Origin of the sequence: Xanthomonas sp. LF02-5 (assembly GCF_034105325.1) — a bacterium.
Lineage (GTDB): Bacteria > Pseudomonadota > Gammaproteobacteria > Xanthomonadales > Xanthomonadaceae > Xanthomonas_A > Xanthomonas_A sontii.
Genome location: NZ_JAXGGF010000001.1, coordinates 1286063 through 1305080, shown reverse-complemented (window position 1 = coordinate 1305080; position 19018 = coordinate 1286063). Strand labels below are relative to the sequence as shown.

The following is a 19018-nucleotide window of genomic DNA, read 5'->3' as shown; positions in this document are numbered from 1 at the left end:
GCGTCCATGCCCGCCACGTGAATGGGCGGCACACGCCGCAGCGGCCGTTCAGGCGCCGGGCGAGGCCAGCGGCAGCGTCGCCACGTCGATCTCCGACAGCGGGCTTTCCGCCGGACAGGCCTGGTCCGGGAACCCGAAGCGCTGCTTCAGCGCCTGGCCGCAGGCGGTCAGGCTCTCAAGGTCCACGTCTTTTTTGGTCTTGCACTCCTGGTCGAAGGCGACCAGGAACGCATCCTTGCGCCGCACGAAATCGTCGCCGCACTTGCGCAACTGCTTGATCCGCTCCAGGTCGTCCTGCACCGCGTTGGTACCGTCGAGCCCGTACTGCTTGAGCTCGTCGCTGCTGAGCAGGCGCAGGCTACGGTTGGGCACGGTCATCATCAGGTCGGCCACCGCCACCGCCACGCCGTTGCGCTCCAGGTAGTCCTTGACGTTGCCATAGACCTCCTGCAACTCGCGGTTGAGTTCGGCGCGCGAGGTCGCGGTGGAGCTGATCCGCATCATCCGGTGGATGCCGACCTTGCCGGAGATCAGCCGGTTGTCGCCGGCGGCCAGCACGAATACGCAGGCGCTGTGGCAGACCGAGCCTTCGCGCACCCACACGGTCCAGCCAGACTCGCCGATCGCATCGCCGGCGCGGATCGCCGCCTCGACCTGGCCGCCGCTGGAATCCAGGTCGAGCACGCGCTTGCCGATGCCGGTCTGCCTGGCCACTTCGGCCAGGCGCCGCACCATCTCGGCGAAGCCGGCGTTGATCTTGCCGACATAGCGCACCCGCATCAGCCCGCGCTCGCGGCACGGCGCCAGCGCCGCTTCCACCGCTGGCCGATCCAGTCCAGCCAGCGGCTGGCCGTCGCCGGCCTCGGCGGCGTAGTCGGTGTCGCAACTGATGAAGGCCTCGCCGTTTTCCAGGGTGGCCTCGTCCCAGGCTTGCGGATCGCGCTTGGGGACGGCCGCGCGTGGTGGCGGTGCCGGCGGCGCGCCGATCGAGACCATGTGCTCGCCGTCGGCCGAAGGGCTGTCGGCGACGGTGCGCGGTGCCGACGCCGGCTGCTGCCCGCAGGCCAACAGGCCCAGGCAACACAGCGACAACCAGCAGAGTCTGAATGGAGCGGCCAAACGGGGATCCATTGGGAACATGAAAAAGACAGGCGCCAGGCGCCTGTGGACCTAGTCTAGTGCCGCCGCGCGGAACCTCCCCAACTGCGCCTAAATCGCGGGCACCGCGGCCACGCGACAGCCGCGGCATTGCTGTCCGAAAACGGCCAGTGCGCCGCGCCGGGGCCGACTAGACTGGCGCCATGCCTGCCCTCGCCGCCACCGACCACGCCCTCTACGACCGCGCCCGCCAGTCCCGCGACGCGCGCTTCGACGGCGTGTTCTTCACCGCCGTGCGCAGCACCGGCATCTACTGCCGGCCGGTGTGCCCGGCGCCGCCGCCCAAGCGCAGCAACGTGCGCTACTACCCCAGCGCCGCCGCGGCCGCGGCAGCCGGCTACCGGCCGTGCCTGCGCTGCCGCCCCGAACTCTCGCCGGAGGCGCAGCAGCACCTGGGCGAAGAAGTCGTGCGGCGCGCACTGGCGCTGATCGCCGAGGGCGCGCTGCAGGCCGCCAGCGTCGCCGCGCTGGCGGCCGAACTGGGCATCAGCGCGCGCCAGCTGCAGCGCCTGTTCGTGGCCCAGCTCGGCGCCACCCCGGCGGCAGTGCATGCGACCCGGCGCCTGTTGCTGGCCAAGCAACTGCTCACCGAAACCGCCTTGCCGATCACCCAGGTGGCGCTGGCGGCCGGCTTCAACAGCCTGCGCCGCTTCAACGCCGCGTTCCTCGACGGCTGCGGCATGCCACCCTCGGCGATCCGCAAGCAGCGCACCGACAGCCCCGGTGGCGATCTGGTGCTGCGCCTGGGCTACCGGCCGCCACTGGACTTCCCGGCGATGCTGGCGTTCCTGCGCAAGCGCGCGATCCCCGGCATCGAGCGCATCGGCGAGGCCAGCTACGAGCGCGTGCTCGGCCCCTGCGAGGCCTCCACCCGCATCCGTGTCGAGGCCGATCCGCAGCGCCACGAACTGCGCCTGCACATCGCCGCGGCCGATCCGCGCGCCATTCCCGACATCGTGCGCCGGGTGCGCCGCGTGTTCGACCTGGATGCCGACCTGCGCGCGGTGCACGCCACGCTCGGCGAGGATCCGCTGCTGGCGCGCGCCATCGCGCGGCGCCCCGGGCTGCGCGTGCCGGGCGGCTGGGACGGCTTCGAAGTGGCGGTGCGCGCGGTGCTCGGCCAGCAGGTCAGCGTGGCCGGCGCGGCGACCCTGGCCGCGCGCCTGGTGGATCGGCACGGCGCCGTGCGGCCCGGCCAGCCGCCGGGGCTGGACCGCGCCTTCCCGACCCCGCAGGCGCTGCGCGACGCACCGCTGGAAGCCATCGGCCTGCCGCGCTCGCGGGCGGCGACGATCCGTGCGCTGGCGCAGGCGGTGCTGGACGGCCGTCTGTCGTTCCGTGCCGGCCAGCGCCTGGACGACTTCGTCGCCCACGCCATCACCTTGCCCGGCATCGGCGCCTGGACCGCGCAGTACATCGCCCTGCGCGCGCTCGGCCAGCCCGACGCCTTCCCCGCCGGCGACCTGGTCCTGCAGCGCATGCTCGGCGCGGACGGCGCACGCCTGAGCGAACGCGCCACCGAGGCACGCGGGCAGGCCTGGCGTCCCTGGCGCGCCTACGCGGTGCTGCACCTGTGGCACCTGGCCAACGACCCTCCCGAGGAGACCCGCGCATGACCGCGCCCCCGCTGTCCTACGACCGTTTCGACACCCCGATCGGCCTACTCACCGTCGCTGTCGGCAGCGATGGCGTGCGTCACATCCTGTTCCCCGAGAACCGCTACGACGCCCGCGGCCGTGCCGACTGGGTGCACGATCCGGCCCCGGTGCGTGCCGCGCGCGAGCAGTTGCTGGCCTACTTCGCCGGCGAGCGCGAGCACTTCGACCTGCCGCTGGCGCCGCACGGCACCGACTTCCAGAAGCGGGTGTGGCTGGCATTGGCCGAGATCCCGTTCGGCGCGACCTGGAGCTACGCGCAACTGGCGCAGCATGTGGGCCAGCCGCGTGCGGTGCGCGCGGTCGGCGCCGCCAATGGCCGCAACCCGTTGCCGATCGTGCTGCCCTGCCACCGGGTGATCGGCGCCAACGGCGCGCTCACCGGCTTCGGTGGCGGCCTGCCGACCAAGGCCGCGCTGCTGGCGCTGGAGCGACGCGAGGGCGGCGACGCGGCCGCCGGCACCATGGCCCCGCTGTTCGGCTGAGCGTCGCAGCCTGCGGCGGCGACGCCGCGAGCGCTGCGGCATCGCGCGCCCCGGATAACGATGCACGCGCGCGGCAGGCGCTGTCTTCGCCACGTCACCGTCCGCGCCTTATGATGCCGCGATGATGTCCTCCGTCCTGCGCTCCACGCTCGTCTGCGCCACCCTGCTGCTCGGTGCCTGCGCCTCCGCCCCCTCCACGTCGCCGCACGCGACCGCCGCGGCCGCCGCACCCAGCGCCGCCGCACCGGCGAGGCTGCCCACGCCGGTGCTGCTGATCTCGATCGACGGCCTGCGCGCGGACATGCTCGATCGCGGCATCACCCCCAACCTGAGCCGCATGGTCCACGACGGCGTGCGCGCGCAGTGGATGACGCCCTCCTATCCGTCGCTGACCTTCCCCAACCACTACACCATCGCCACCGGCCTGCGCCCGGACCATCACGGCATCGTCCACAACAGCATGCAGGACCCGCTGCTGGGCACGTTCCAGCTCAGCGATCGCGCCGCGGTCAGCGATGGCCGCTGGTGGGGCGGCGAGCCGATCTGGGTCGGCGTCGAGAAGGCCGGCCTGCACGCGGCGACGTGGGCCTGGCCGGGCAGCGAGGCGGCCATCCAGGGCGTGCGCCCCAGCCGCCGCCAGGCCTTCGACGCGGACATGCCGCCGAACGCGCGGGTCGACCAGGTGCTGGGCTGGCTCGACGATCCCAGCGCGCCACGTCCGCAGCTGCTGACGCTGTACTTCGAACAGGTGGACGAAGCCGGCCACGAGCATGGCCCGGAGTCGCGGGAATACGCGCAGGCCGTCGCCAGGATCGATGCGGCGATCGGACATCTGCTCGACGGCCTGGCGCAGCGCGGCGAACTGGACCGGATCAACCTGGTGCTGGTCTCCGACCACGGCATGGCCGCGGTGCCGCCCAAGCAGGTGCTGGCGGTCGAGGAGATGGTCCCGCCGCAACAGGTCACGGTGATCAGCTACGGGCAGTCGGTGGGCATCGCCCCGCGCCCGGGCCAGGAGGCCGCGGCCGAGGCGCGCCTGCTCGGCGCGCATCCGCAGTACGACTGCTGGCGCAAGGGCGAACTGCCGGCGCGCTGGCACTACGGCAGCAATCCGCGCATCCCGCCGATCGTGTGCCAGATGCACGAGGGCTGGGATGCGCTGCCGCGTGCGCGCATCGCCGAGAAGCCGCGCAGCCTGCGCGGCTCCCACGGCTACGACCCGGCACTGCCGTCGATGCGCGCGGTGTTCGTCGCCCGCGGCCCGGCGTTCCGCCAGGGCGTCACCCTGGCGCCGATCGACAACGTCGACGTCTACCCGCTGCTGACCCGCCTGCTCGGCATTCCCGCCGCCCCCAACGACGGCGATCCGCAGGCGCTGCTGCCGGCGCTGCGCTAAGGCGGGCCACCACTCCCCGAGCATGCCGCGCCACGATTGCGCGTGCCTGTGGCAAGCGTCCACGCCCGCGCGATGACGCGACCACGGGCGCGCGCAAGCGCGGCCCTTCGGGTTGGGTCTGGCAGGCGCGCGGCATACTCGGGAATGGGTGACACGCCCTGAGCGCCACGACAACGGTCGCGGCGCGGCGACGCCCGCCCATGGCAACGCGTGCGACAATGGCGGCATGCATTCGCCCGACTCCGCGCAACCGCCGCGCCTGCGCCATCGTCTGCGCCCGCTGATCTCGCAGGAGAGCTGGAAGCAGCGCGCCGTGCTGTGGGGCGGCGCAGTAGCGGTGGCCCTGGTCTCCATCGTCTTCGCCAAGGCCAGCGACGCCGCCTTCCACGTGTTCCAGCGCATCACCGCGCATTCGCCATGGTGGGCGCTGCTGCTGACCCCGAGCGTGTTCGCCCTGCTGGCCTGGCTGACCAACGGCGCGCTGCGCCCCACCCGCGGCAGCGGCATCCCGCAGGTGATCGCCGCGCTGGAACGTCCCGACGACGGCTTCCGCCAGGCCAACCTGTCGCTGCGCGTGTCCGCGGGCAAGCTGATGCTGACCACCATGGCCCTGTTCGGCGGCGCCTCGATCGGCCGCGAAGGCCCCACCGTGCACGTCGGCGCCAGCCTGATGTACGTGTTCGGGCGCTGGTTCGGCTTTCGCGATGCGCGCCAGGCCAGCCATTTCCTGCTGGCCGGCGGCGCCGCCGGCATCGCCGCGGCGTTCAACACACCGCTGGCCGGCGTGGTGTTCGCCATCGAGGAACTGAGCGGACGCTTCGAGCACCACTTCTCCGGCACCTTGCTGACCGCGGTGATCGTCGGCGGCGTGATTTCGCTGGGCCTGCTCGGCGACTACACCTACTTCGGCCGGGTCGCCACCGCCGGCCTGCCGCTGGGCAAGGCGTGGCTGGCGATCCTGCTGTGCGGCGTGGTCGCCGGCCTGCTCGGCGGCGCCTTCGCGCGCATGGTGCTGCTCACCGTCGCCGGCAAGCCGCGCTGGCTGGGCGAGCTGCGCCGGCGCCAGCCGGTGCTGCTGGCCGCACTGTGTGGTCTGGCGCTGGTGCTGCTGGGCCTGATCTTCGGCGCCGGCGCGTTCGGCACCGGCTACGAGCAGGCGCGCAGCCTGGTGCAGGGGCACGCCAGCGTCGGCCATGAATTCGGCCTGATGAAGCTGCTGGCGAACCTGGTGTCCTACGTGGCCGGCATCCCCGGCGGCCTGTTCTCGCCGGCCCTGGCGGTCGGCGCAGGACTCGGCCACAACCTGGCCGTGCTGATGCCGGGCGTGGACCCGCGCATCTTCGTGCTGCTGGGCATGTGCGCCTATCTCACCGGGGTGACCCAGGCGCCGCTGACCTCGGCGGTGATCTCGCTGGAACTCACCGACAGCAGCGACATGCTGCTGCCGATCCTGGCCACGGTGCTGATCGCCCGCGGCGCTTCGGCGCTGGTGTGCCGCACGCCGATCTACCGCGGCCTGGCCGAACTGTTGCTGGTGGCGCCGCCGCCGGCACCCACGCCGCCCGCCGAAGAGGAAACGCCGACCTCGCTGGTGGCCGACCTGGCCGGCAGCGACCACGACGACCGCGACGACGGCCCCAGCGCGCCGCGTCCGCACTGAGCGGCGGCTCGCCCCGAGCGGCCGCGTGTCCTGAGCGACGAACGAACGACCGGGGAGTGCGCTTCCCGCTCCACCCTCCTCGCTGCAGGGCCATCTCTCTCCGCCTCACGGCGACCTCCAGGCATGGACGCCAGGCATAAAAAAACGCGGCGCAAGCGCCGCGTTCTTCGTCGCAACCGGTGGCTGGCTCAGCCGGCCTTGGCGACCGTCTTCTTGGCCACGGCCTTCTTCACCGCCGGCGCCTTGACCACCGACTTCTTCGCGGCCGGCGATGCAGCGCCCACGGCCACCTTGCTCACGCTGTGCGAGCGCGAATTGCCGTAGCTGGCGTTGTAGCGCTTGCCCTTGGCGGTCTTGCGGTCACCCTTACCCATGCTCATCGACTCCTGAATGTGTTTGCGAAAACCCCCGCGAGATGCACGGGGTTTGGCGAGGCCAACGCGGTCAGCGCCCTCGCGCAAGGGCGGCAAGCCTACCACGTGCGCTCAATGGGCGCAGCTTGCGTCGTGCACGTGGCCGTGGTTCAAGCGCAGGTTGAGCAGGTGCGCCAGGCCGACCAGGGTGCCGCCGAAGGTCATGATCGCCGCGTGCGGCGCCACCGCATGATGCAGCGCCGGCACCAGCAGCCCGGCCCATAGCGCCAGCAGGCCGAGGATGAGCAATCCCAGCGCCTGCCACACGCGGTGCCGGCGATACCCGAGCACCAGACTGAACAGGCCCAGGCAGGTCACGAACAGGACCAGGGTGCGCTCCACGCCCTCGCCCAGCCACATCGCCAGACCCAGCGAGGGCAGCACCGCCAACGCCAGCGGCAACACCGCGCAATGCACCGCGCACAACAGCGAACCGGTGGCGCCGAGGCGGTCGAGCGCGGCACGCAGATCGAACGATGAGGACATGACGGTCGGCACGGGTTGAAAGTGTTACGGAATAATATAACATTCGGCCGCCGGCGACCAGCGCGTCCCGCGCCCCTTCCCCGACCGTCCACCGCCGCTGTGCGGTGCCGGCAGCGCGCACGTCGCCCCCGACTGTCCCTCCTGATGGAATGCCCATGCCCTCTCCCCGTCCCGTCCTGCTCCGCCGTTCCGCCCTGTCCCTGGCCCTGCTTGGCCTGCTGAGCCCGTCGCTGGCCCTGGCCGCCGACCCGACCACCGCGACGACCGCGACCGACGCCACGCCGCCGGCCAGCGACAGCCGCCACGGCGCAGGCCACAGGCAGGACCGGCACGTGAAGGACATGGACCAGGTGGTGGTCACCGCCAGCCCGCTGCGCGATGCCGCCGGTGCACTGAGCCAGCCGGTGGACGTGCTGGCCGGCGAGCGCCTGGACGAGAACCGCGGCGCCAGCATCGGCGAGACCGTGGCCAGCCTGCCGGGCGTGCAGAGCTCCAACTTCGGCCCCGGCGTGGGCCGGCCGATCATCCGCGGCCTCGACGGCCCGCGCGTGGCGGTGCTCAACGACGGCCTGTCCTCGCAGGACGTGTCCACGGTCAGCCAGGATCATTCGCCTGCCGTTGAGCCGTTCCTGGCCGACCAGATCGAAGTGCTGAAGGGCCCGTCCACCCTGCTGTACGGCTCCGGCGCCATCGGCGGCGTGGTCAACGTGGTCGACGGGCGCATCGCCGAGACCCCGGTCGACGGCGTGCACGGTCGTGCCGAAGCGCGCTGGGAAGGCGGCGACAAGAGCGGCAACACCGACATGTTCCGCGTCGATGCCGGCAACGGCAGCGGCCTGTCGATCCATGCCGACGGCGTGTACCGCAACCTGAAGGACTACGACACGCCGCAGGGTCCGCAGCTCAACTCGTTCGTCAAGTCCAAGGTCGGCTCGATCGGCAGTTCGCTGGCCGGCGACTGGGGCTTCGTCGGCGTGTCGATCTCGCGCTTCCGCGACAACTACGGCAACCCCGGCGAGCCCGGCGATCCGGCCGCCGGAGAGCGCGGCGTGTCGCTGCAGCTGCACCAGGACCGTTTCGAGCTCAAGGGTGCGCTGAACGACCCGTGGGGCGACGGCAGCGCACTGCGCTACAGCTTCGGCCACACCGCCTACACCCACACCGAGTTCGAAGGCGCGGAAGTGGGCACCAAGTTCGACAAGCGCGCCAACGAAGGCCGCGTGGAGGCCTCCTTCGGCCTGGGCGGCGGCTGGCAGACCGCGGTCGGCGTACAGGGCAGCGACTCGACCTTCCAGGCCACCGGCGAAGAAGCCTTCGTGCCGAAGACCGACACCCGCGCCGTCGGCGTGTTCGCGCTGGCGCGCAACACCTGGGACCGCGTGCAGGCCGAGGTCGGCGCGCGCGTGGACAGGACCAAGTACGAGACCGACACCGGCGTGGACCGCGATTTCACTCCGAAGAGCCTGTCGCTGAGCGGCGGCTTCCGCTTCAACGAACAGTGGCGCCTGACCGCCAACCTCGACCACGCCGAGCGCGCCCCGGCCGAAGAAGAACTGTTCGCCAACGGTCCGCACATCGCCACCCTCGCCTACGAGATCGGCAACCCCGACCTGAAGACCGAGAAGGCCAACCAGGCCGAACTGGGCCTGATCTTCAAGAACGACTGGGTCGACGCCAAGGTGGCCGGCTACTACAACCGCTACGACGACTTCATCTACATCGTCGACACCGGCGGCCAGTGGTTCCACGAGGAGGACAACGATTTCCTGCCGATCCGCCAGTGGACCCAGGCCGATGCGGTGTTCCATGGTTTCGAGGGCGAGGCCACCTTCCACCTGGCCGACAACGACAGCGGCGCCTGGGACCTGCGCGTGTTCGGCGACACCGTGCGCGCACGCCTGAAGGACGGCGGCAACCTGCCGCGCATCGCGCCGGCGCGCTACGGCGCGCAGCTGCGCTGGGACGCGAGCAACTGGCGCGCCGCGCTGGGCGCCACCCGCTACCAGAAGCAGGACAAGGTGGCGGTCAACGAGACGCCCACCGCCGGCTACACCCTGGTCGATGCACATCTGGCCTATCACGTCGATGCCGGCAGCACCGCCTGGGAAGTGTTCCTGGACGGCAACAACCTGACCAACCAGGATGCGCGCGTGCATACCTCGTTCCTCAAGGACGACGTCATGCTGCCCGGCCGCAGCGCTTCCTTCGGCGTGCGCCTGTTCTTCTGATCGGGCAGGTTCGCTGCAGCATGACGAGGCCGCCTTCGGGCGGCCTCTTTTTTTGCTAATGCGGGGCACTGCGCGAGAACACGTTGATCACCACCACGCCGGCGACGATCAGCGCCATGCCGACGATCGCCGGCGGGTCCAGCGCCTGGCCGAACCGCCACCACGCCAGCAGCGAGATCAACACGATGCCGATGCCCGACCAGAGCGCATAGGCCACACCCACCGGCACGCTGCGCAGGGTCAGCGACAGCAGATAGAAGGCGATGCCATAGCCACACAGCGCCAGCAGCGTCGGCCACAGCCGGGTGAAGCCTTCGCTGGCCTTCAGCGCCGAGGTCGCGACCACCTCGGCGAGGATGGCCACCAGCAGGAACAGCCAGTTCCTCATTGCAGGACACTCCTGGACGCGCAGCGCGCCACGATAGCAAGCGGCGCGTGGCGACGATGGCGACGGCCCTTGTCCCGGATACATGCTGCGCAGGAGCGCGTCCCTCCTGCGACGCCACGCATGCCCACACGCATGACCAATCGAAGCGACGCCGCCCTGCGCAGCGCACGCCATAGGTTGCGGTGCAAGGCGACCTGCCTGGGCAACCTGTCACGCAAACGCGGCCGGTACCGCGCTGCACAACGCTCCGATCGCCCGACGGCGTTACAAAGGGCGCCGCGCGTCGCCCCCTGCTTCGCGCCGTACCGGCCGATGCGACGCGGCCGCGCGCTGCACGCGCGTGCCGCATCCCGGCCGATCGTTCCGAATGAAGAAAGGAGAGATTCTTCATGCATCTTGCGCCGCTTCGCCATCTGCTGCCCCTGTCCATCGCCGCCGTCCTGCTCGCGCCCCCCGCGCTGGCGCAGACCGCCGACGCACCCACCGCGCCGGCCACGCAACCCGACGCCACCACCCTGGATACCGTGGTCGTCAGCGGCACTGCGCGCTTCAAGGGCCTGCGCAAGCGCGACGCCAGCTTCTCGATCACCACCGCCACACCCGAGCAGATCCAGCAGGCGGTGCCGCAGAGCAGCGCCGACCTGCTGAAGATCGTGCCGGGCGTGTGGGCCGAGCCGAGCGGCGGCGGCACCGGCGCCAACATCTTCGTGCGCGGCATGCCCTCCGAAGGCGATGCGCCGTTCGTCACCTTCCAGCTCGATGGCGCGCCGCTGTTCCCGCCGCCAACCCTGTCGTTCCTGGAAAACTCCACGCTGTTCCGCACCGACGACACCATCGAACGCATGGAAGTGCTGCGCGGCGGTTCCAGCCCGATCTTCTCCAACGGCCAGGCCGGCATCACCGTCAACTTCATCCAGAAGAAAGGCCAGGACGAGCCGGAAGGCAGCGTACGCCTCACCGGCGGCAGCGATGCACTGCGCCGCATCGATCTGTTCGACAGCGGGCCGATGGGCAACGGCTGGTACTACAGCGTCGGCGGCTTCTTCCGCGAGACCGACGGCGTGCGCGACCCGCAGTTCCCCGCCGACAAGGGCGGCCAGTTCAGCGCCACCCTGAGCAAGCGCTGGGACAGCGGCGAACTGTCGTTCTATGCGCGCCATACCGACGACAACAACGCCTTCTACACCGCGATCCCGTTGCTGTCGCGCAACAACGGCAACGACCTGTCCAGCTTCCCCGGCCTCAATGCTCAGCGCGGCACGCTGCTGAGCGACGACTTCCGCAACGTCACCCTGCCGGTCGGCCCCAACGGCCAGACCATCCGGCGCGACCTCGGCGACGGCCGCGGCGTCAACATCGACGTGTTCGGCGGCGAACTGAACTGGGAGGTGGGCGACTGGACCGTCGCCGACCGTTTCAACGTGATGGGCGGCACCGCACCGACCTATGCGCTGTTCACCGGCGACGCGCCGCAGCGGCTGGGCGACTTCATCGCCGGCTACGGCAGCACCGGCAGCGCGCGCTATACCAACGGCGGCGGCGCGGTCGACCCGAACCAGCAGGTGCTGGAAGCCGGCTGGTGGTCGGTGGACAAGCGCCTGAACTCCTTCACCAACGATCTGCGCCTGAGCCGCGCGCTGTTCGCCGGCAATACGCTGACCGTGGGCAGCTATTACGCCAGGTACACCTCCCACGACACCTGGTACCTCGGCAATACCATGCTGCTGACCGCGCAGAACCATGCGCGGCGCATCGACGTGACCCTGGACGACGGCCGCCAGCCGACGCGCGACGGCTTCACCAGCACCGCCTTCCTGGCGCTGCGCGCGCATTACGAGGGCGAGAACGCCGCGGTGTTCGTCGCCGACGAATGGGAACTGGACGAGCGCCTGCGCCTGGACCTGGGCGTGCGCTACGAACGCCAGCACGTCACCGGCACCGTGCACGACACCGCCACGGTGGACCTGGACGGCAACCCGGCCACGCTCTACGACAACGCCACCTCGATCTCGCTGCCGAGCGCGCGGCGCATCGACCAGGACGACAACGCGCTGTCGTGGACGGCCGGACTGAACGTCAAGCTCGATGCGCACAACAGCGTGTTCGCTCGGGTCAATTCCGGGGTCAAGTTTCCCGGCTTCGACAATCTGCGCGACGGCCAGACCAAGGTGCAGGACATCCGGCAATACGAACTGGGATTGAAGTCCGGCGCGGCCAACTACGATCTGTACCTCACCGCGTTCTACAACACCTTCAAGAATTCGCCGTTCCAGGCCTTCCTGGCCAACGGCAGCAACTTCACCACGGTCGGCGATTCGCGTGCCTACGGCCTGGAGGTGGAAGGCGCGATCCGCCCGTTCGGCGGCTTCGAACTGGCCGGCACAGGGGTGTGGCTGGACGCCAAGTATCGCAACTACCGCGAATACACCGGCAACCAGGTCATGCGCCAGCCCAAGCGCCAGTTCCGGCTGACGCCGAGCTACTACTGGATGCTGCCGTTCGGCGACCTGCGCGTGTTCGCGACCTATTCCTACATCGGCGAACGCTACGCCGACCTGGCCAACAGCCAGCGCCTGCCGTCCTACGACATGCTCGACGTCGGCGCCAGCCTGCACAGCGGCGAGCACTGGGAGTTCACCGTCAGCGGCAGCAACGTGACCGACACGCTGGGCCTGACCGAAGGCAATGTACGCGTGCCCGGCGCGGCGACCGGCGGCGTGTTCATGGGCCGCCCGATCGCCGGCCGCCAGTATCAGGCGTCGGTGGCGTATCGCTGGTAGCGCCTGCCGCATCGCAGACGCACGCGGCGCCATCGCTGCACTGGCGTCGCGTGGCGCCGACCATGACAGGCGCAATCGCGCGCCTGTCGTGGCGGCGACGGCATCTGCGGGAGCGCATGCACGCGCATGCCGAGCCAGTACGGCCGCCCGTCCGTATCACTGCCTCGACACCCTCCCTTCGCGCCCTCTTCGCAGTCCCTTCGCGGTCCCGCCGCGATGCTCGCGCTCGGGTGCCGATGCGTGCCCGCACGTCGGCGTCGCGATGGCAGCGCCGCTACCCAGGTCGACTCGCTCCCTGCTGCGCCCCGGCGCGCGCGGTAGCGGTCCCCAGGCAGGAGAGACCGATGCAGCATGAGCCCCACCGTATCGATGACGCGTCCGGCGCTGCCGACAGCGCGCGCGACACCCCATTGAGCGAGGACGAAGCCGCACTGGCGCGCCGGCTCGGCATCAACGGCCTCTCGCGCCGCGAATTCCTCGCCCTGCTCTCGGCCGCCGGCCTCAGCAGCGCGGGCGGACAGATCCTCTTCAGCGAGGCCGCATTTGCCGCAACGGCCGCCAAGGCCGCGCCACCGCAGAACGCCTTGCCCGTGGTCCTGGAGGTCAACGGTCAGCGCCATGCCCTGCAGCTGGATCCACGCACCACGCTGCTGGACGCGCTGCGCGAACATCTGGCACTGACCGGCACCAAGAAGGGCTGCGACCACGGCCAGTGCGGTGCCTGCACGGTGATCGTCGACGGCGAGCGCCGCCTCTCCTGCCTGACCCTGGCCGCACAGGCCGAAGACACGCAGATCACCACCATCGAGGGCCTGGCCGACGGCGAGCGACTGCACCCGATGCAGGCCGCGTTCGTGCAGCACGATGGGTTCCAGTGCGGCTACTGCACGCCTGGGCAGATCTGCTCGGCGGTGGCGCTGTTGAACGAGATCAGGCGCGGCGATGCCAGCCACGTCAGCGCCGACGTCAGCCGGCCGGTCACCGAACTCAGCGACGCCGAGGTGCGCGAGCGGATGAGCGGCAACATCTGCCGCTGCGGCGCCTACCCGAAGATCGTCGCCGCCATCCAGGACGTGCACAGCGGTGGTGCGCCGCGGCCGCTGACCTGGCGCTATGTCGACCAGTCCGAACTGACCGCCCTGAAGATGGCGAAGGAGGTGGCCGATGACGCCGTTTAAGTACCAGCGCGCGACCTCGCCGGAGGACGCGGTGCGCCGTGTCGCCGCCAACCCGAACGCACGCTTCCTCGGCGGCGGCACCAACCTGCTCGACCTGATGAAGGAAGGGGTGACCGGTGCCGACGAGATCGTCGACCTGACCCGGCTCAAGGGCCTGGCCGAGATCGCCGAAACCGCCGACGGCGGCCTGCGCCTGGGCGCGCTCGCCAACAACACGCAGACCGCCAACCATCCGCTGGTGCGTCAACGCTATCCGTTGCTGAGCCAGGCGATCCTGGCCGGGGCCACGATGCAGTTGCGCAACATGGCCAGCAACGGCGGCAACCTGCTGCAGCGCACGCGCTGCGGCTACTTCTACGACACCGCCCTGCCCTGCAACAAGCGCGAACCCGGCAGCGGTTGCGGCGCGCGCGAGGGGCTCAACCGCACCCACGCGATCTTCGGCCACAGCGCGCATTGCGTGGCGGTGCATCCGTCGGACATGTGCGTGGCGCTGGCCGCGCTGGACGCGACGGTGCAGGTGCGTACGCCGGCCGGCACCCAGCGCGAGATCCCGTTCCCCGAATTCCACCTGCTGCCCGAGGCGCGCGCCGATGTCGACAACCAGCTTGCGCATGGCGAACTGATCGAGTCCATCACCCTGCCGGCGCAGAGCTTCGCCGCGCACAGCCACTATCTGAAGGTGCGCGACCGGGCCAGCTACGCGTTCGCACTGATCTCGGTGGCCGCGGCGCTGGCGCTGGAACCGGACGGGCGTATCCGCGACGCGCGCATCGCCATGGGCGGGGTGGCGCACAAACCCTGGCGCGCGCGTGCCGCCGAACGTGCGCTGGTCGGGCAGCGGGTCGGTGAAGACGCCTTCGCTGCCGCCGCGCAGGCCGAGATGGCCGCGGCGCGGCCACTGGCGCACAACGCCTACAAGATCCCGATGGGCACGCACGCGATGATCCGCGCCCTGCACCGCGCCAGCGGCAGCGACGCCGCGTGAGCGGCCAACCGGAGAACCGGCAATGAACTACATCGGCAAGGAAATGCGCCGCGTCGACGGCTACGCCAAGGTCACCGGCAAGGCGCGCTATGCGGCAGAGTTCCAGATCCCGCATCTGGTCCACGGCTACATCCTCACCAGCACCATCGCCAAGGGCCGCATCGTGCGCCTCGACACCCGCGCCGCCGAAGCCGCGCCGGGCGTGATCAAGGTGCTGACCCATCTCAATGCGATCAAGCCGGTCTCCGACGCGGTCAAGAAGAAAGGCGAGGATCTGTCGTTCCGTGCCCTGGTCGACGACCGCATCCATTTCAATGCGCAGCCGATCGCCGTGGTGGTGGCCGCCACCTTCGAGCAGGCGCGGCATGCGTCGCGGCTGATCCAGGTGGAGTACGCCACCGAAGCCGCGCACACCGATTTCGACGCGCTGCTCGACCAGGCGCACGATCCGACCCCGGAAGACTCGCCGAAGCCGCGCGGCAACCCAGCCGCCGCGTTCGCCGCCGCGCCGGTGAAGCTGGAGGCCGCGTACACGATGCCGGTCGAGCACCACAATCCGATGGAGCCGCACGGCGGCATCGGCTACTGGATCGGCGACACCCTGACCGTGGTCAACAAGAGCCAGAACGTCTACCAGGACCGCGAACAGCTGGCCGGCTACTTCGGCATTCCGGTGGACAAGGTCAATGTGGTCTCGCTGTTCGTCGGCGGCGCGTTCGGCTCCTGCCTGCGTCCCAACTACTACACCTTCCTGCTCGGCGCGGTGTCCAAGGCGGTCGGCCTGCCGGTGAAGATCGTCTACACCCGGCGGCAGATGTTCAGCGGCCATGGCTACCGCCCCTACTACCGCGTGGAACTGGGGCTGGGCGCCGACGCCGCCGGCACGCTGCAGGCGATCCGCTACCGGCACGTGCTCAACACCTCGCGCATCGAGGCGTTCAACGAGGCCTTCTTCCGCAACGCGCGCTCGCTGTACGCCTGCCCCAACGTGGAGGATCGCTTCGAGGTGGTGGAGACCGACCTGCCGACGCCGCAGGCGATGCGCGCGCCCGGCACCATCAGCCAGATGTTCGGCATCGAGTGCGCGATGGACGAACTGGCCTACGCGCTGAAGATGGATCCGCTGGAACTGCGCCTGGCCAACTACGCCGAGACCGATCCGGAGAGCGGCAAGCCGTTCTCGAGCAAGGCGCTGCGCGAATGCTACGCGCTCGCCGCCGAGACCTTCGGCTGGAGCAAGCGCACGCCCGAGCCGCGCTCCATGCGCGACGGCCGCCTGCTGGTCGGCTGGGGCATGGCTACCGGCACCTGGGCGTCGATGCAGATGCCGGCGCTGGCTCGGGTGGTGCTGAAGGCCGACGGCAGCGCCCGCGTCGGCAGCGCCACCTCCGACATCGGCCCCGGCACCTACACGGTGATGACCCTGATCGCCGCCGAGTACCTGGGCATCGACGCCAAGCGCGTGCAGTTCGAACTCGGCGATACGCGTCTGCCCAAGGCGCCCGCGCAGGGCGGCTCGTGGACCACCGCCAGCGTCGGCAGCGCGATCCACGGCGCGGCGCGCGAGATCCGCGGCAAGCTGCTGGAACTGGCCAGGCAGGATGGGCAGGCCGCATTCAGCGGGCTGGATATGGATGCGGTGGAACTGGTCGATGGCCAATTGCGCCCGACCGGCAAGCCCGACGCCGGCCTGGACGTCGCCAAGCTGATGCGCCAGCACGGCCTGCAGGAGCTGGAGGTGGTGCACGAATCCAAGCCCTCGGCAGAGCGCAAGCAGTACGCCACCGCCGCGCACGGCGCGCAGTTCATCGAGGTCAAGGTCGATCCGGACACCGGCATGGTGAAGGTGACGCGGGTCATCGAAGCCACCGCCTGCGGCAAGATCATGAATCCGCTGACCTCGCACAGCCAGGAAATCGGCGGCGTGGTGATGGGCATCGGCATGGCGCTCAGCGAAGGCACCGAGATCGACCACCGCTACGGGCGCATGCTCAACGCCTCGCTGGCCGACTATCACGTGCCGGTCAACGCCGACGTGCACGAGATCCAGACCATGTTCGTCGAAGAGGACGACACCATCGTCAACCCGCTCGGGGTCAAGGGCATGGGCGAACTGGGCATGGTCGGTATTCCCGCTGCCATCGCCAACGCGGTATTCCACGCCACCGGCAAGCGCATCCGCGACCTTCCGATCACCCCGGACAAGTTGATCGGCTGAGCACGAGCGCCGCTTGCCGCGCCGTTCGCCCTATCCCTCGTGGGAGCCGCTTCAGCCGCGACAGACGTCACCCATAGCGCCTGTCGCGGCTGAAGCGGCTCCTACGACATCGCTTCCGTAGTCATCAGAGGTGGCATTCCGTTGCAAAGAGCAAAGTAGGACGCATCCAACGTCGACCGTTGTCTGACGGAAGCCTTCGCTGCATCTATCGCATCCCGCAGCAAGTCCTGCAGGAACCATCGCTACGTCGCGCCCTGTGGCGACCGCTATGGATCCAGCCACCCTTTCGCCACCGCCGCCTGTACATCCTCCGGCGTGTCCAGGTCCAGCGCCAACGCCGGCGCGACGATGCAACCGAGGCTGTCCGGTGCCAGCGTCGCGAACAGCGTGCGCAAGCCCTGGTCGCCGCCCAATGGCAGCGCGCGCCAGCGGTGCTGCGCCACCACCGCGGGCATGCCACGCACGCCGGCGTAGGCGCTCACCGCGCAACCGGACGCCGCCCGTGAGGCCGCCGCCAGCAGATCCTGCAGATGCGCCGCGGCCAACGCCGGCTGGTCGCAACCGAGCACCAGGCTGTGGGTGATCGCGGCATCGTCGCCTACCGCCGCACGCAGGCAGTCCAGGCTGCCGCCCATGCCGGTGGACCAGTCCGGATTGCGCACGCATTCCACCGGCAATCCCTCCAGCAACGGGCGCAGCGCCTCGGCCTGCGCACCCAGCACCACCACGCAACGCGCCGGCGCCGTGGACAGCGCCAGGCGCACGACCTTGCGCAGCAGCGGCTCGCCGTCGCTGGTCAGCGTCTGCTTGGGACGGCCGAGGCGGCGGCTGCCACCCGCGGCCAGGATCAGCGCCGCGTGCGCCTGCGCCATCACCTGGCACCCTCAGCCAGCAATCGCGGCGCTGCCGTGAGCGTATCGCGGTGCGATCGCCGCGGCCTGTCGCTCGCCTGCGCGACCGCACTCAGCCGCGGCGGCGCCGCCCGGCTGGCCTGCAACTGCGCGGCGATGCTCAGCGCGATCGCTTCTGCGCCATTGCCTCCCAGGCGCAGCCCGATCGGCGAATGCAGGCGCGGCGACAACTGCGCGCGTTGCGTCGGGCTCAGCAAACGGAACAGGTCCTCGCGCCGCCGCACCGGTCCCAGCAGGCCGAGGAACGGGATCGCGCTGCCGGCCAGCGCGTCCAGCGCTTCACGATCCAGTTCGAAATTGTGGTGCATCACCAGTGCCGCGTCGCTGCCGTCACAGTCGGCCATTGCGCGGGTCGGCGTACATGCCAGGGCGCGGTCGGCCAGCGCCGCCAACGCAGACCAGCGCGGCCGCTGCTCGACCAGGGTGGTCATCCAGCCCAATTGACGTAGCAGCGGCAGCAACACGGTGGTTTCCGGGCCGGCACCGAAGACGCTGACCCTCGGCGGCGGCGGCACCTGCACTTCGCCGGCGCGCGGCGGCGGCGCAGACAGCGTGTGCCAAGGCAGGCACCACCGCAACGCCTGCGCGGCCACGCTGGCGGCGATGCGACCGTCGGCCTCCAGCACCAGGGTCAATCCACCGCGCCCCTGCAGCCAGGCCTGGGCCAGCCCGTCGAAGCCCGGCAAGGCGAGCAGCGGCAGCAAGGCCAGGTGCAGGCGGCCCCGGCAACCGGCTGCCGAACCCGACAGCAGGTCCTCGTCCTCGCGCGTATCGATCTCCATCCACACCGGCATGCCGGCGACGGCGGCCTCCGTGGCGCAGCGCGCGATCTCCGGCTCCAGGCACCCGCCGCTGAGCCAACCTTGCTGCGCACCATCGGGGCCGAACAAGGCCATCGCCCCGGCGTGCGCGTAGGTAGAGCCTTCGCGGGCCATCGCCACGGCCAGGACCGCGGGCGTGCCGCGGCGGCAGGCGTCGATTGCAGCATGGAGACAGTGTCGGGCAGCGGACATGCGGCGGCACAGGCAACGTGGGAAACCCGAGCCTAAGCGGCAGCCTGTGGTCGCGAGGTGA

At 70.4% G+C, this 19018-nt stretch carries 15 protein-coding genes; 9 read left to right on the top strand and 6 right to left on the bottom strand.

Annotated features, from left to right (window positions below; genetic code table 11):
* Nucleotides 1-48 precede the first annotated feature (48 nt).
* Complete coding sequence (locus SLW52_RS05660; protein WP_320739171.1) at nt 49-1092, bottom strand: hypothetical protein; 1044 nt, start codon at nt 1090-1092, stop codon at nt 49-51.
* 209 nt (nt 1093-1301) lie between these two features.
* Here SLW52_RS05660 and SLW52_RS05655 point away from each other — a divergent pair, with 209 nt between their 5' ends.
* From SLW52_RS05655 to SLW52_RS05640, 4 genes are all read left to right on the top strand, one after another.
* The gene (locus SLW52_RS05655) at nt 1302-2774 is read left to right on the top strand and encodes a DNA-3-methyladenine glycosylase 2 (RefSeq protein WP_267084754.1); all 1473 of its coding nucleotides are present in this window, start codon (nt 1302-1304) and stop codon (nt 2772-2774) included.
* Nucleotides 2771-3298: a methylated-DNA--[protein]-cysteine S-methyltransferase gene (locus SLW52_RS05650; RefSeq protein WP_295920197.1), complete on the top strand. Its 528-nt coding sequence runs from the start codon at nt 2771-2773 to the stop codon at nt 3296-3298. Before SLW52_RS05655 ends, SLW52_RS05650 begins: the two co-directional genes overlap by 4 nt.
* Before the next feature lie 124 nt (nt 3299-3422).
* Entirely contained in the window at nt 3423-4694 is a 1272-nt protein-coding gene (locus tag SLW52_RS05645; RefSeq protein ID WP_267094156.1) for an ectonucleotide pyrophosphatase/phosphodiesterase, read from the top strand.
* A gap of 226 nt (nt 4695-4920) precedes the next feature.
* A complete protein-coding gene (locus SLW52_RS05640; protein ID WP_148829034.1) occupies nt 4921-6354 on the top strand; it encodes a chloride channel protein in 1434 nt (477 codons plus the stop codon).
* A gap of 188 nt (nt 6355-6542) precedes the next feature.
* Here the strand turns inward: SLW52_RS05640 and SLW52_RS05635 are convergent, their stop codons facing one another.
* A complete protein-coding gene (locus tag SLW52_RS05635; protein WP_017911843.1) occupies nt 6543-6728 on the bottom strand; it encodes a 30S ribosomal protein THX in 186 nt (61 codons plus the stop codon).
* 111 nt (nt 6729-6839) lie between these two features.
* On the bottom strand, nt 6840-7253 hold the full coding sequence (locus SLW52_RS05630) for a MerC domain-containing protein (protein WP_017907253.1): 414 nt from the start codon (nt 7251-7253) through the stop codon (nt 6840-6842).
* 155 nt (nt 7254-7408) lie between these two features.
* Between SLW52_RS05630 and SLW52_RS05625 the strand changes: the two genes are divergently transcribed.
* Nucleotides 7409-9481 carry a TonB-dependent receptor gene (locus SLW52_RS05625; RefSeq protein WP_320739175.1) on the top strand — a complete coding sequence of 691 codons (2073 nt, stop codon included), beginning with the start codon at nt 7409-7411 and terminating at the stop codon, nt 9479-9481.
* Between the two features lie 55 nt (nt 9482-9536).
* On the opposite strand, the gene SLW52_RS05620 is transcribed toward SLW52_RS05625, so the two are convergent.
* A complete protein-coding gene (locus SLW52_RS05620) occupies nt 9537-9869 on the bottom strand; it encodes an SMR family transporter (RefSeq protein WP_320739177.1) in 333 nt (110 codons plus the stop codon).
* A 389-nt stretch (nt 9870-10258) separates the two neighbouring features.
* On the opposite strand from SLW52_RS05620, the gene SLW52_RS05615 reads away from it, so the two are divergent.
* The 4 genes from SLW52_RS05615 to SLW52_RS05600 all read left to right on the top strand — a co-directional run bounded on the left by SLW52_RS05615 (nt 10259) and on the right by SLW52_RS05600 (nt 17033).
* Nucleotides 10259-12649: a TonB-dependent receptor gene (locus SLW52_RS05615; protein WP_320739178.1), complete on the top strand. Its 2391-nt coding sequence runs from the start codon at nt 10259-10261 to the stop codon at nt 12647-12649.
* A gap of 344 nt (nt 12650-12993) precedes the next feature.
* Nucleotides 12994-13827, top strand: a complete 834-nt coding sequence (locus tag SLW52_RS05610; RefSeq protein ID WP_320739179.1) for a 2Fe-2S iron-sulfur cluster-binding protein — start codon at nt 12994-12996, stop codon at nt 13825-13827.
* Nucleotides 13814-14815 carry a xanthine dehydrogenase family protein subunit M gene (locus SLW52_RS05605; RefSeq protein WP_320739181.1) on the top strand — a complete coding sequence of 334 codons (1002 nt, stop codon included), beginning with the start codon at nt 13814-13816 and terminating at the stop codon, nt 14813-14815. The genes SLW52_RS05610 and SLW52_RS05605 overlap by 14 nt, the downstream gene beginning before the upstream one ends.
* 22 nt (nt 14816-14837) lie before the next feature.
* Nucleotides 14838-17033, top strand: a complete 2196-nt coding sequence (locus SLW52_RS05600; protein ID WP_320739183.1) for a xanthine dehydrogenase family protein molybdopterin-binding subunit — start codon at nt 14838-14840, stop codon at nt 17031-17033.
* Nucleotides 17034-17299: 266 nt separating this feature from the next.
* Here SLW52_RS05600 and SLW52_RS05595 read toward each other — a convergent pair whose 3' ends face one another.
* Both SLW52_RS05595 and SLW52_RS05590 read right to left on the bottom strand, forming a co-directional pair.
* Nucleotides 17300-17905, bottom strand: coding sequence for a nucleotidyltransferase family protein (locus SLW52_RS05595; protein WP_320739185.1), 606 nt, complete (start codon nt 17903-17905; stop codon nt 17300-17302).
* A complete protein-coding gene (locus SLW52_RS05590) occupies nt 17905-18957 on the bottom strand; it encodes an XdhC/CoxI family protein (RefSeq protein WP_295943221.1) in 1053 nt (350 codons plus the stop codon). The genes SLW52_RS05595 and SLW52_RS05590 overlap by 1 nt, the downstream gene beginning before the upstream one ends.
* Nucleotides 18958-19018: the final 61 nt, after the last annotated feature.

Coding starts and splice junctions, on each gene's coding strand:
- SLW52_RS05655 (WP_267084754.1), top strand. CDS start 1,302: ATGCCTGCCCTCGCCGCCACCGACCACGCCCTCTACGACCGCGCCCGC.
- SLW52_RS05650 (WP_295920197.1), top strand. CDS start 2,771: ATGACCGCGCCCCCGCTGTCCTACGACCGTTTCGACACCCCGATCGGC.
- SLW52_RS05645 (WP_267094156.1), top strand. CDS start 3,423: ATGTCCTCCGTCCTGCGCTCCACGCTCGTCTGCGCCACCCTGCTGCTC.
- SLW52_RS05640 (WP_148829034.1), top strand. CDS start 4,921: ATGCATTCGCCCGACTCCGCGCAACCGCCGCGCCTGCGCCATCGTCTG.
- SLW52_RS05635 (WP_017911843.1), bottom strand. CDS start 6,728: ATGGGTAAGGGTGACCGCAAGACCGCCAAGGGCAAGCGCTACAACGCC.
- SLW52_RS05630 (WP_017907253.1), bottom strand. CDS start 7,253: ATGTCCTCATCGTTCGATCTGCGTGCCGCGCTCGACCGCCTCGGCGCC.
- SLW52_RS05625 (WP_320739175.1), top strand. CDS start 7,409: ATGCCCTCTCCCCGTCCCGTCCTGCTCCGCCGTTCCGCCCTGTCCCTG.
- SLW52_RS05620 (WP_320739177.1), bottom strand. CDS start 9,869: ATGAGGAACTGGCTGTTCCTGCTGGTGGCCATCCTCGCCGAGGTGGTC.
- SLW52_RS05615 (WP_320739178.1), top strand. CDS start 10,259: ATGCATCTTGCGCCGCTTCGCCATCTGCTGCCCCTGTCCATCGCCGCC.
- SLW52_RS05610 (WP_320739179.1), top strand. CDS start 12,994: ATGCAGCATGAGCCCCACCGTATCGATGACGCGTCCGGCGCTGCCGAC.
- SLW52_RS05605 (WP_320739181.1), top strand. CDS start 13,814: ATGACGCCGTTTAAGTACCAGCGCGCGACCTCGCCGGAGGACGCGGTG.
- SLW52_RS05600 (WP_320739183.1), top strand. CDS start 14,838: ATGAACTACATCGGCAAGGAAATGCGCCGCGTCGACGGCTACGCCAAG.
- SLW52_RS05595 (WP_320739185.1), bottom strand. CDS start 17,905: ATGGCGCAGGCGCACGCGGCGCTGATCCTGGCCGCGGGTGGCAGCCGC.
- SLW52_RS05590 (WP_295943221.1), bottom strand. CDS start 18,957: ATGTCCGCTGCCCGACACTGTCTCCATGCTGCAATCGACGCCTGCCGC.